Source organism: Rhodobacter aestuarii, from assembly GCF_900156655.1.
Taxonomy (GTDB): domain Bacteria; phylum Pseudomonadota; class Alphaproteobacteria; order Rhodobacterales; family Rhodobacteraceae; genus Rhodobacter; species Rhodobacter aestuarii.
In genome coordinates, this window is sequence record NZ_FTOG01000008.1 from 1 (window position 1) to 12,341 (window position 12,341).

The following is a 12,341-nucleotide window of genomic DNA, read 5'->3' on the forward strand; positions in this document are numbered from 1 at the left end:
GAACCGGGAGTTGCGCCAAGCGAACGAGATCCTTCGCAAGGCCAGCGCGTATTTTGCGATGGCGGAGCTCGACCGCCGGTCGAAGTGATGGTGGGTTTCATCGATGCGCATCGGAATGCGCACGGGGTCGAGCCGATCTGCGAGATGCTGCCGATCGCCCCGTCCACCTATTACGCTCATCTGGCGAAGCGTTCCGATCCGGCGCGTCTGTCGGATCGCGCCAAGCGCGACGAGGCGCTTCGGCCCGAGATCCAGCGTGTTTTCGATGCCAACTGGCAGGTCTACGGCGCACGCAAGATCTGGCGGCAGCTGCGCCGGGAGGGTTTCGATGTCGCCCGATGCACGGTGGCAAGGCTGATGAAGAGCATGGGTATTCAAGGCATTATTCGGGGCAAGCCGCACAAGACGACCATCCCGGACAAGAAACAACCGTGTCCACTGGACAAGGTGAACCGCCAGTTCCGCGTGCCTGCGCCGAACATGCTATGGGTCAGCGATTTCACCTATGTTGCCACATGGAAAGGGTTCGCCTATGTCGCCTTCGTTATCGATGCCTATGCCCGCAAGATCGTTGGTTGGCGTGTCAGCACCTCGGCGCATGCCGGGTTCGTTCTCGATGCTCTGGAACAGGCTGTTCACGAGCGGCGGCCGACAAAGGCGATGGGGCTTGTTCATCACTCCGACCGCGGCAGCCAATACCTTTCGATCAAATACACAGAGCGGTTGGGAGAAGCTGGCATCGAGCCCTCTGTGGGCAGCGTCGGAGACAGTTACGACAATGCCTTGGCCGAGACGATCAACGGTTTGTTCAAAGCCGAGGTCATTCACCGCCGCGGCCCTTGGCGCAACTTCGAAGCCGTGGAATACGCAACGCTCGAATGGGTGGATTGGTTCAACAACCGTCGCCTGCTTGAACCAATTGGGAACATCCCGCCGGCAGAAGCAGAGGCCAATTTCTACGAAGCTCTGGAAGCTGAAGCCATGGCCGCGTAACTAACCCAAATAAGCCTCCGGCAAACCCGGGGCGGTTCAGAAGGTCAGATCTCCATTATAGCAACGATCTAGGGAACTGCACCATAAGCAAACGCTTGCGCTCGACAGCAAACTTGATCGCCCAGGTTCTGGGAGCTTGAAGAAGAATCCGTAGTACGCTGCTCCGGTAGGCATAAGTGCCAGCACGGCTCAGCTTCTAGCTTTGGCAACATGGACTAGCCTTGAGCCACACCTACCCAAGCCAGAGTTAGATGTGTGTTCCCTTTCGCAAACGCCTCTGACATCGAAGTGTTCAGGTGGGGCGTCAGGAAAAACACGAAATTTCTGGTAGTTACAAGCTATTCACCAAATCGGCGCAGTCATGAGGTCTGGAGAATATCGGCCCTGAGAGAGCGCTTGCGAGCCTCCTGGCGCGGGAGCCGGTGCTCTGCCCCGCCCGCATAACCCTCGAAAACAACGGAAAAATCCGGCCGCAGCCGGATCGGGAGAACGCTTTCGTCAGGGCAAGTGGCGGACGGGAAGCCCGCCATGAAGGAGGTGCGAGGCTTCGCGGCTTGTCGCATTTAGTGTTTCCAGGCCAATGCCTTATCGGTTTTCCTGTCGCAAGCTGTTGCAATGAATCGCGACCATGCGTAGATTTTATGGAGGGTAAGAGTATGGGTGCGCGATATGCCGAAGATTGCCAAGGAACTTTCCCCCCTCGAAGTTAAGAACCTGCGCCACACCGGCAACGGGCAAAACGCTGTTTTTGCGGTGGGGGGCGTTGCTGGCCTTATGCTCCAGATCACCCGCAACGGTGGCCGCACATGGCTGTTGCGCGTCAAGGTGGGGGCGAAGCGGCGCGAGATTGGCTTGGGCGGTTTCCCCGATGTGACGCTGGCACAGGCACGCGAGCGCGCGCGGGAGGTGAAGGACCAAATCCGGCGCGGTATCGACCCGGTGGAAGAACGCAAAGCCGCGCGGGCATCGCTGATTGCGGCGCAGCGGCGGGGGCTTTTGTTTCAAGACGCGGTTGATCGTTGCCTTGCCTCTAAGCTGGATGGCTTCAAGAACGCTAAACACCGCGATCAGTGGCGCAACACGCTGGACAGTTACGCCGTGCCGGTGCTGGGCGGGATGATGGTGGACCAGATCACGGTGCAAGACGTGCTGCGCGTTCTGCAACCCATCTGGCAAGCCAAAACGGAAACCGCATCGCGGCTGCGCGGGCGTATCGAGGCGGTGTTGAGTTGGGCCACGGTGGCGGGGCATCGCACGGGCGACAACCCGGCGCGGTGGGCGGGCAATCTGAAAGAACTTTTGCCGCCGCCCGACAAGGTGGCCGAAAAGGGAAATCAACCGGCGCTTTCGCTGGATGATGTGCCCCGCTGGATGGCCGAATTGCGCAAGCGAGAAGGCTTTGGGGCGCGGGCGCTCGAATTTGCCGCGCTGACCGCTGCCCGGTCGGGTGAGGTGCGGGGCGCGACATGGGAGGAAATCGACCTAGAGCGCGCGCTGTGGGTGATCCCTGCCGAGCGCATGAAGATGAAGCGGGAACACCGCGTTCCGCTGGCCCCCGCCGCTGTGGCGTTGCTGGAGGCCCTTCCGCGCCTTGAAGGCTGCGCGCTTGTGTTCCCCTCAACCAAGGGCAAGCCGCTTAGTGACATGACCTTGAGCGCGACCATGCGGCGAATGCACGAAAGCGAAGTTGCCGCGCAGCGCCCCGGCTTCCTTGATCCCCGCAACAAGCGCCCCGCTGTGCCGCATGGGCTGCGCTCGACCTTCCGCGATTGGGTGGCCGAGGCGACAAGCTATCCCGGCGAAATGGCTGAGGTTGCGCTGGCACACCGCATCAGCAACGCGGTGGAGGCGGCGTATCGTCGGGGCGATATGATCGAAAAACGCCGCCGCATGATGCACGATTGGGCCGAGGCGCTGGGCGGCAAGCGCAAGGGCGGTAAAGTGGTGAGGCTGAGCTAAAATGTTTGCGCCTAAAGGATGGATTTCCCTACGAGAGGTCTATGAATACTTCGTATCGGCATATTCACAAAAAGATAAAATCGGCGACTTTCCATTCACGGGCGACGAGTGCTTTCAATTGACATGGTTCTTCGCGTTTGAGGCCGAAGAAGTCGCAGTTTGCACAGCCGATGGAAACGCCCTGCCAGTTTCTAGAAGCTTAGTCACAACCGAAAATTATTTCGATCACGAAAACGAACACATTGATCTGCATCTTGGAACCGTTGGCAGTGGCAGCATAAGAGGTTTGGAGGTGTTCCCCGGAAATTATTCCGTCTTGACCGAATATCTTAAGACGACCTACGGGCCATTTCTTGATCTTCCAGTGATTTTTCGTAGGTCTGATTTTTTGGATTACCTTGATGATCTAGAGGCTGATCATAACAGCAGTGATCAGCATGAAAATTCTTTGCCTGAAATTGATCAAATTGATCTTTCACCTAGAGCGACTTGCGAAAAAATATTGAAGGCTTGGAGAAACGGCGAGGCAGCAACACGGGAAACGATCAGAGCTTTAGTTGCTCCCAATCATTCGGTGCGAAAGTTTCAACTTGCGTGGGAGCTTGCTCGTGAGCAAGCGCCCGAAATCTCTAGGCCGGGCAGGAAAAAACAGAAAACCCAACGCCAATGTATCGAAACGGAAACTTAATCGCGACACCTATTTAGGCGTATGAACGCCATGCAGACTGCTGCCAATCGCGAAACCTTACGATTGGAGCGCATCGCAATGGCTGACACCTATCTTTCCGACCTTCAACTTGCCACCCGCTATGGGGTGCATCGAGCAACCCCTTGGCGCTGGGCGCAAACAGGTAAATTCCCGAAGCCGGTGAGTCTCACACCCGGCTGCACCCGTTGGAAGCTCTCCGAAATCGAAGCATGGGAAGCTGCGCGCGCGGGCACGAAGTAATGGGTCGGCATCGACAAAATGAAAACCGCACCGAGCAATTCGCAAAGTGGATATATCCGCACCGATTGTTACCCGCGTGGAAAAGCCTAACCTTTCCTGCAAGAGACGCCTACTTTCATTTGGCGGTGCGTTGCTTCGCCGAGACAGCCGAGAAAAGACGAAACGCGACCAACAACAATGGCGCGCTCTATCGCTCGTTGCGCTCCCTAGCCGACGACATGGGTTGCAGCGTAAAAACGGCAGGCGCGGCGCTAGCAGATTTACAGGCGAAAGGCTGGATCGTCTGCACCAACGAATGGGAGCGCGGCCTTGATGGAAAAGGAAAGACTGCGACTTTTAGGCTTACCATGATGCCCATGCCGGGGCGCACCGCGACAAAAGAACCGGAACGCTGGAGCCTAGGGCACGACTATCCTGTTCTTGTTTACGCAAGCTATTTGCCAAAGCCGCGATCAAGACGATTGGAGAACTTGTCGAGAAAACAAAACCCACCCCCCCATTCGGGCACAGTGGTGCAACCGAAACGGACACAGTTGAAAGCGATAAAATGACCTGCTGGGCCCTAATCGGTCACGGAATTGCATGGCATCAAGCTAGCGAATGTGCCCTATTCGGTCATATATCTAATCGCCATGTGATATGCTCTTGCGGTTCGCAATGTGAGGACGTGCCATGACTGGCCCAGAGTTGGCCGCAATCCGCAAAACTGCGGGCCTTTCGCAAGCCGAACTGGCCCAACGCGCAGGCATTGGTCGCCATGCGGTGAGCTACTGGGAAAACAGGCCATCCGTTGATCTTCGCGCATGGGCCATTTCGCGTATGGCAAAGGTGCTCGAACTGCCGAAGCCTCCCGCGCTAGGTTGGCGTTTGCGTTCAACTTGGGAGCGCGATTTGGAAGCGCAGGTTGAGGCGGCATTCATTGCTCGCGTGATACGCCTTAGGGCGCGCACTGAGGCGGCAGCGGCAAAGCGCAGAGTGATCTGCGAAGCGAAGACGCGCAAGGGCACCCCGTGCCGCTGCAAGAGTGAACCCGGCAAGCGTCGATGTAAATTTCATGGCGGCAAGAGCACCGGCGCTAAAACTCCCGAGGGGCGTGAGCGTATCGGTATGGCGCAGAGACAGCGCTGGGCTAAGTGGCGCGCCGAACGATTGAATAACTATCAAGCCTAGCCTCGCGGGGTGGGGTGATAGCCAAAATCAAAAACTACATCCCGGAAACAGAAATGCGAATGTCGGTTTCTGAGACCATTACGCGCGCACGCGGGCAAGGGGTGTTAGGCGTTGCCGGTTAATCTTGGGTCACACACGAGGAAGATTGACACACTAAGGCGCTGTTTGCCTTGGCACATGTTCTCCCATAAAGTCCGCAAAACACACATTGTCTTTCGATTGAGAAAATGAACCTTTTCAACCGCAAAACCCTGCTACGGCACATCAAACCCGCCCCTATTCCGGGCGACCATCTCGCCGCGCTGGAAGCTTGGGCGGAAATGATCAGCTCCGGGCGCATCTACTCCTTGAAGGAAACCGCCCTTCACGGCCAATTCGCGGCCAAGATTATCGAGGGCGTTCTTGGCTACCATGGGCCTGCGGGCGGGGCCGAATACACCGTCGCCACCGAACAGGCGATCTTGCAGGGCAGTGTTGATCTGGCGCTTGGCCGGTTTGGTGGGGCAAAGCCTGAAATCCTTGCCCCGTTCGAACTGAAGGGCGCAAAAACCAGAGACCTCGACGCGATCATGCCGGGGCGCAACAAGACCCCGGTTCAACAGGCGTGGGAATACGCCATGAACGCGCGCGGGGTGAAATGGGTGCTTGTCTCGAACATGATCGAGCTGCGCCTGTATGGCTTTGGTGAGGGCACGAGCGCCTATGAAACCTTCCAGCTCGACCGGCTGACCGATCCCACCGAATACGCACGGTTCATGCTGCTTCTGTCTGCCGAAAGCCTGCTTTCTGGCCGCACCCTCGATCTGCTGAAGCAAAGCCGCGCCGAAGACCGCGACATTACCGACGCCCTCTATTTTGACTACAAGGCGCTGCGCCTGAAACTGATAAGGGCCGTGCAAGCGGCTGACGCCAGCATCGCGCCACTGGACGCAATCGCCACCGCCCAGAAGATCCTCGACCGCGTGCTGTTCATCGCCTTTGCCGAAGATACCGGCCTGCTACCCGACAACACCCTTTCTCAAGCCTTTGTCACCCGAGACCTCTACAACCCCCGCCCGGTCTGGGAGAACTTCCGGGGCCTGTTCAACGCCATCGACAAGGGCAGCGATGCCCTTAAAATCCCCCGCTACAATGGGGGCCTGTTCCGCCCGGATGCCGTTATCGACTCGCTCACGCTGCCCGATGACGTCTGCGAAGGCTTCAAGACCCTGGGCGAATATGACTTCGCGTCCGAAGTATCCGTCACCGTTCTGGGCCATATCTTCGAACAATCCATCGCTGACGTTGAACGCCTTCAAAAACAGGCGCGCGGCGAAGAGGTCGAAGAAGAACGGGCCACCGGCACGACCGGGCGGCGCAAGCGTGACGGGGTAGTCTACACCCCGGATTACGTCGCCCGCTTCATCGTGGCGGAAACCCTTGGCGCGCACCTCGAAGAAGCCTTCACCGAGATTCTGCGCGCCCATGCCAAAGCCGGGGCCGATCTGTCCGACTATGCTGCGATCCCGTGGCGCAGAAAATCGGCAGAGCTGGAAGCGTGGCAAGCCTATCGCGACCGGCTGAAGACCCTGCGCATTGTCGATCCCGCCTGCGGATCGGGGGTTTTCCTGATCATGGCCTTTGACTTCCTGAAGGCCGAACTGTCGCGCGTGAATGACAAGATTGCCGAGCTGCAAGGCAAAGATCAGCACATCCAAGACCTTCTGGACCCCGACAGCGAAATCCTGACGAACAACCTGTTCGGGGTAGACGTGAACGTCGAAAGCGTCGAAATCGCCAAGCTGTCGCTCTGGATCAAGACCGCGCGACGCGGCAAGGTGCTCGACAGCCTCGACGGCAATTTGCGTGTGGGGGATAGCCTGATCGAAGACAGCAACTTCGCCTATCTCGATCACGCTTTCACTTGGGAAACCGCTTTCCCAAGCATCTTTGCCGAAGGCGGCTTCGACGTGGTTCTGGGCAACCCGCCCTATGTCCGCATGGAATTTCTGAAGACTCTGAAGCCCTACCTCGAAAAGCGGTATGAGGTGGCCTCCGACCGCGCCGACCTTTACTGCTACTTCTACGAACGCGGCCTGCGCCTGCTGAAACCGGGCGGGCGGCTGGGGTTCATTTCCTCGAACACCTTCTTCAAGACCGGATCGGGCAAACCACTGCGCGACTACCTGCGGCGCGAAGCGACACTCGAAGGCGTGGTCGATTTTGGCGACCTGCAAATCTTCGAAGGCGTGACCACCTATCCGGCCATCCTGACCCTGAAACGCGGGGCTGCGCCAAAGGAGCATGAACTGCGCTTCTGGAAGGTGGATGCCCTGCCCGAAACCAACTTTCAGGCCACTTGGGGGAAGGTCGCAGGACCATATCCGCAAGCCGCCCTCGGGGCCGGGTCATGGGAGCTGGAAAACCCCGCCCTGCGCGCCCTGCGCGACAAGATCAGGACGGGCAAGAAAACCCTGAAGGAGGTCTACGGCTCGCCGCTCTACGGCATCAAGACGGGCTTGAACGCAGCTTTTGTGATCGACAGCGCCACCAAGGAACGCCTCTGCGCCCAAGACCCACGGTCTGCCGAGCTGCTGAAGCCCTTCCTCGAAGGCAAGGACCTGAAACGCTGGCGGGCCGAACCGCGCGGCCTTTGGCTTATTTACGTTCCGCAACGCCGCGTCAATATTGACGAATATCCGGCCATCCGGGATTGGCTTTTGCCATTCAAAAAGAAGCTGGAAGGCCGTGCTACGAAACAGGAATGGTTCGAGCTTCAGCAAGCGCAGGAAGCATATTCGCCCTTCTTCCAACCGCCAAAAATTGCCTATGGTCACTTCCAAGATCAGCCGATCTACTCAATGGAAACTACTGGGGCCTTCTCAAACAACAAAACCTACTTTGTCCCGAATGGTGGGTGGGATTTGCTTGCCGTCCTAAATTCAAAAGTGATCTGGTTTGATTTCTGTTCCAGAACGACGGCTGTTCGGGGTGGGTGGCGCGAAGCTACCGCGCAGCATATTGAACCCTTACCTATGCCTACAATAGCTGCGAGCGCCAAATCAGAACTAGAATGGCTGGCGAAAGCTGCCAGCGAAGCGGCACAGGAACGCTTGACCCTGCAAACCGCCCTAACTCGCCGCATTCCCGATCTCTGCCCACCTGGCCGCGCCCCCAAGCTGACAACGCGGCTTCAGGAATGGTGGACCTTGCCCGACTTCGCCGCCTTCCGGGCCGAGGTGAAGAAGGTGTTCAAAGCCGATATTCCGCTGGCCGAGCGTTCCGAGTGGGAAGACTGGATCACCCGCGACCGCGCCGAAATCGCCCGTCTGTCCGCCGAGATTGCCAAGGCCGAAGCTCAGATCGACGCTATCGTCTACACCCTGTTCGATCTGACCCCCGACGAAATCGCGCTGCTCGAAAGCGCGGTGTAGTGTGCAACGATCTAAGCCTAGGCCACAGACAAGGTGAATCACAGAGCCGATTGGCCTGAAAATTATCCTTGCACCCAAGCGCAAAATTAAAGGCGGGTGCTTTGGCGGGTATCGTCAAAAAATTGCGATTTTATCCAATTATTTCAATGCTAAGTGGCGGACGGGAAGGGATTCGAACCCTCGAGACGGTTCCCCGCCTACACACTTTCCAGGCGTGCGCCTTCGACCACTCGGCCACCCGTCCGCCGGCGGGTTTAACGGCAAAGGCGGGCGCTCGCAAGGGGATTTGCACCCCATTTTCGATTGCCCGCCTGCGGTTTGCACATTGCCTTAGCGGCCGTCTCCATCCTCTGTGCCGTCGTTATCGGAAAGCCGCGCCATCGGCCCAAGTTCTGTGGGCGTTTTGTTGGGGCTTGCTGCAACTGGGGCAGGGGGCTTGGCCTCGGGCGCTTGCCCCAGAAGCGTTTCGGGATTTTTGATCCAGATATCGCGCTGCGCGAAGGGGATTTCGATGCCATGTTCGGCGAAGCGTTCGGCGATCTGGTGGTTCATCTCCGACATGACACTCAACTTGAAATTCACATCCGACAGGATCGCGCGAATTTCAAAATCCATGCTATCGGCGCCAAAGCCCCGGAACAGCGCATAGGGCGCAGGCGTCATCATCACCAGCGGATGCGCTTGTGCGATCTCGGTCAGGATTTTCTCGACCTTGCGGGTATCGGTGCCATAGGCCACGCCCACCGGCACGATCAAACGCCCGGTTTTGTTGCCACGGGTCCAGTTTGTCACCGTGCCGGAAATCAGGTCCGCGTTGGGCACAATTACATCGGTGCGGTCGAAGGTTTCCACCACGGTGGAGCGGACCGAGATGTTTTTCACAATCCCATGCTGGCCGCCGACCTCAATCCAGTCGCCTTCGGAAATCGGGCGTTCGATCAGCAAGATGATGCCCGAAACAAAGTTCTGCACGATGGTTTGCAGGCCAAAACCAATGCCGACAGAGAGCGCACCAGCGACGATGGCAAGCGAGGAAAGGTCAATCCCGGCGGTAGAAATGGCGATCAGTGCGGCCAAGAACAGGCCCAGATAGCCAATGCCCGAGGTGATGGCGTTTTGGCCGCCTTTGTCGAGCTTTGTCTTTGGCAAGATCGTGGTTTTGAGCGCGCCTTGAAACGCACGGGTGAGCGCATAGCCGATCCCAAAGACCACCGCGAAGGTGATGAACGAGGTGGGCGAAATCCGCACCCCGCCGACCGAAACCCCGTTTTTGAAAGCGGTCCAAAGCTCGATCAGGTCTTCGACGCGGGCGCCCCAGACCAAGGCCAGAACCGGCAGCGAGGCGAGCGAGATCAGGAAGCCGCCCAGAACCGGGATCAGCGCGTCACGGCGCACATCTTCGCCCCGTGCGATGGTGACGTAAAGCTCGGCGATGAAGCGTTGCAAGATCGCGACTGTCGCGAAAAGGCCAAGCGTCAGCACGGCGGGCCAAATCAGCGCATCGGCCGCACTGATATAGCCGATCGTGCCCAGCACCGGGGCCGCGAGCGCAATCAAGATCAGCGCGGTGCCCAGCCAGCTGAGGAGTTTGCGGCGGAAAACGCCTTCTTCGTTCTCGGAGGTATTGCGGCTTTGCCGCCGCAGGAGTTGCGCCATCCGAAAAAGTGCAATTGCGGCAAAGATTTGCAACGGTGCTTGCAGGACAGAAAGCGCGGCATCCGCGCGTTCGGCCACCGCTTGCGCTTTGTCTGCGGCCACATTGCCCGCGCCACCAAGGAAATTTTCAGCACGGGGGGCCACCCACAGCAACACCAATTGATGCGTGGCAAGGGCAAGCCCAAGCGACAGCGCGTGAATGCGCCCCTCGGCGCGGCCTTCCTCGCCCAATTTGAGCGCGCTTTCCACACCGCCCCGCATCGGGAAGATGCGGGTGCCAAGCCACCAAGCCATCATCACTGTGAAAAGAAGCGTGGGCGCAATTTCAAAAAGCTCGGTCAGGATCGGCCCGAAAAGGGAGGTCTGCTTGAGGGCTATGGTCAGCAAAATTGCGCCAAAGGTCGGCAAGATCACTTGGCCGAGGGAAACCAAGGCGGAAATCACGCCGCGCCCGCGCATCGCGGTTTTGCTCAGCAAAAAGTCCGTCAGCCGTACCATCCAGCGCCGACCGCGGGCTAAAAGCACCAGCGCCATCAGCACGAGGCCCAAGATCACCGGGGCATTGTTGCGCAGCTCATCAAAATTGATCGGCTGGGTGAAGCGCCAGCGGGTCTCGTCATAGATCCATTCGCCCATCCAGCGCAGAAGCGAGGCGGCAGCAGGCCAGTTCACCGGGTTCGCAGCCGAGGGCGAAAGCCGCAGCATTTTATCGGCCTGACGTTCGCGGATCAATTTATCAATTGCGCGGATCGTGCTGTCTGCGCGGCTCGCAGCCTCGGTCGCGGTGATGCCGGGGGCTTGCAGTTTCGCCAGTTGCTCGCTGAGCTCTGTGCGGCGTTTCGCAATGGCCTCGTCTTCCGTTGCCCCTTCTTCGGGGGCGGGGCCAAGGGCGGCCAATTGGTTTTTGACCGTGGTGATCTGATCGGTATTGGCGCTTTGGGCTTCGGTCAGGGTCGCGCGCCATTTGACCATTTCAGCGCGCAATTCGTTGAGCTTTGCATCGCTCATCGTGGCTTCGGAAACGGCCTTTTCCACCTGCGTGGAAAGCTTGTCGAAAGCTTTATAATCTGGTGCGACTTCGTCTTGCGCCGCGACCGGCAGCGCCAAAACCAAAAGCAAAAGAAAGGTCTGGAGCCAAATCCGCATCAGGCAAAGACCTCCGGCAGGCGGCGCGCGGGGGCCGACATCCAGCCGGGAACGGGCAAGCCTTTCTCTGCCAAGAACGCCGGGTTGAAGAGTTTTGACTGATAGCGAGTGCCGTAATCGCATAGCACGGTGACAATCGTGTGGCCCGGACCCATTTCGCGCGCCATGCGGATCGCACCTGCGATGTTGATCCCCGCAGACCCGCCGACGCATAGCCCCTCTTCGGCAAGCAAATCAAAGATGATCGGCAGGGCCTCGGTGTCGGGAATGCAAAAGCTCATATCCGGCGTGAACCCCTCAAGGTTTGCGGTGATCCGGCCTTGGCCGATCCCCTCGGTGATCGAGGAACCCTCGGATTTCAGGGTGCCGGTGGTGTAGAAGCTGTGCAGCGCGGCGCCTTCGGGGTCAGCCAGCGCGATTTTCACGCCCTTCGGTTGCAGCGCCATACCGGTGCCTGCCAAAGTGCCGCCCGAGCCTACGGCGGCGACAAAGCCATGCACCCCGCCTTGGGTCTGCGCCCAGATCTCTGGCCCCGTTGTTTCGATATGGGCTTGGCGGTTTGCGGTGTTGTCGAACTGATTGGCCCAGATCGCGCCGTTAGGTTCGGTTTGTGCAAGTTCTTCAGCCAAACGGCGCGAGTAGTGGACATAATTGTTGGGATTTGAAAAGGGGGCCGCGGGCACTTCGACCAGTTCCGCCCCCGCTAGACGCAGCATATCTTTCTTTTCTTGGCTTTGCGTCTTCGGGATCACGATCACCGTGCGAAAGCCCATCGAGGCCCCCACCAGCGCCAGCCCGATCCCGGTATTGCCTGCCGTCCCCTCGACAATCGTGCCACCGGGCGCCAGTGCGCCGCGCGCCACCGCATCGCGGATGATGTAAAGCGCGGCCCGGTCTTTCACCGATTGGCCGGGGTTCATGAATTCGGCTTTGCCAAGGATCGTGCAGCCGGTGGCTTCGGAGGCCTTGCGCAGGCGGATCAACGGCGTGTTGCCGATCATCGCGGCAAGGTCGGGGGAGAAGGTCATGGTCTTCCTCGGCTCGTAAAGGGTCGC

General features: G+C 58.7%; 8 protein-coding genes, 1 tRNA gene, 1 pseudogene and 1 other annotated feature. Of the genes and pseudogenes, 7 read left to right on the forward strand and 3 right to left on the reverse strand.

All coding sequences use genetic code 11. From position 1 onward, the window contains the following. The 7 genes and pseudogenes from BW967_RS11900 to BW967_RS11930 all read left to right on the forward strand — a co-directional run. Positions 1-993: pseudogene (locus tag BW967_RS11900) on the forward strand (IS3 family transposase); the annotation flags it as partial. Beyond that, positions 46-162: a sequence feature (AL1L pseudoknot), on the forward strand. (Overlaps the previous pseudogene by 117 nt.) 669 nt (positions 994-1,662) lie before the next feature. Further along, positions 1,663-2,952, forward strand: coding sequence for a tyrosine-type recombinase/integrase (locus BW967_RS11910; RefSeq protein WP_076485313.1), 1,290 nt, complete (start codon positions 1,663-1,665; stop codon positions 2,950-2,952). Between the two features lies 1 nt (position 2,953). Beyond that, complete coding sequence (locus BW967_RS18950) at positions 2,954-3,640, forward strand: hypothetical protein (RefSeq protein WP_076485314.1); 687 nt, start codon at positions 2,954-2,956, stop codon at positions 3,638-3,640. Positions 3,641-3,670: 30 nt separating this feature from the next. Further along, positions 3,671-3,901 carry a helix-turn-helix transcriptional regulator gene (locus tag BW967_RS11920; protein ID WP_217696381.1) on the forward strand — a complete coding sequence of 77 codons (231 nt, stop codon included), beginning with the start codon at positions 3,671-3,673 and terminating at the stop codon, positions 3,899-3,901. Next, positions 3,901-4,452 carry a helix-turn-helix domain-containing protein gene (locus BW967_RS18540; RefSeq protein WP_139327831.1) on the forward strand — a complete coding sequence of 184 codons (552 nt, stop codon included), beginning with the start codon at positions 3,901-3,903 and terminating at the stop codon, positions 4,450-4,452. The genes BW967_RS11920 and BW967_RS18540 overlap by 1 nt, the downstream gene beginning before the upstream one ends. Positions 4,453-4,573: 121 nt before the next feature. After that, complete coding sequence (locus BW967_RS18730) at positions 4,574-5,071, forward strand: helix-turn-helix domain-containing protein (protein ID WP_076485315.1); 498 nt, start codon at positions 4,574-4,576, stop codon at positions 5,069-5,071. Positions 5,072-5,298: 227 nt separating this feature from the next. Continuing rightward, complete coding sequence (locus BW967_RS11930) at positions 5,299-8,484, forward strand: Eco57I restriction-modification methylase domain-containing protein (RefSeq protein WP_076485316.1); 3,186 nt, start codon at positions 5,299-5,301, stop codon at positions 8,482-8,484. Positions 8,485-8,638: 154 nt separating this feature from the next. Here BW967_RS11930 and BW967_RS11935 read toward each other — a convergent pair. The 3 genes from BW967_RS11935 to BW967_RS11945 form a co-directional block, all read right to left on the reverse strand. Continuing rightward, a tRNA-Ser gene (locus tag BW967_RS11935) sits at positions 8,639-8,728 on the reverse strand. A gap of 86 nt (positions 8,729-8,814) precedes the next feature. Beyond that, the gene (locus BW967_RS11940; RefSeq protein WP_076485317.1) at positions 8,815-11,286 is read right to left on the reverse strand and encodes a DUF3772 domain-containing protein; all 2,472 of its coding nucleotides are present in this window, start codon (positions 11,284-11,286) and stop codon (positions 8,815-8,817) included. Further along, positions 11,286-12,314, reverse strand: a complete 1,029-nt coding sequence (locus BW967_RS11945) for a cysteine synthase A (protein WP_076485318.1) — start codon at positions 12,312-12,314, stop codon at positions 11,286-11,288. Before BW967_RS11945 ends, BW967_RS11940 begins: the two co-directional genes overlap by 1 nt. Positions 12,315-12,341: the final 27 nt, after the last annotated feature.

Bases quoted from the DNA above. Each gene is read 5' to 3' on its own strand.
- BW967_RS11920 (WP_217696381.1), top strand. From the start codon at position 3,671: ATGCAGACTGCTGCCAATCGCGAAACCTTACGATTGGAGCGCATCGCA.
- BW967_RS18540 (WP_139327831.1), top strand. From the start codon at position 3,901: ATGGGTCGGCATCGACAAAATGAAAACCGCACCGAGCAATTCGCAAAG.
- BW967_RS18730 (WP_076485315.1), top strand. From the start codon at position 4,574: ATGACTGGCCCAGAGTTGGCCGCAATCCGCAAAACTGCGGGCCTTTCG.
- BW967_RS18950 (WP_076485314.1), top strand. From the start codon at position 2,954: ATGTTTGCGCCTAAAGGATGGATTTCCCTACGAGAGGTCTATGAATAC.
- BW967_RS11930 (WP_076485316.1), top strand. From the start codon at position 5,299: ATGAACCTTTTCAACCGCAAAACCCTGCTACGGCACATCAAACCCGCC.
- BW967_RS11945 (WP_076485318.1), bottom strand. From the start codon at position 12,314: ATGACCTTCTCCCCCGACCTTGCCGCGATGATCGGCAACACGCCGTTG.
- BW967_RS11940 (WP_076485317.1), bottom strand. From the start codon at position 11,286: ATGCGGATTTGGCTCCAGACCTTTCTTTTGCTTTTGGTTTTGGCGCTG.
- BW967_RS11910 (WP_076485313.1), top strand. From the start codon at position 1,663: ATGCCGAAGATTGCCAAGGAACTTTCCCCCCTCGAAGTTAAGAACCTG.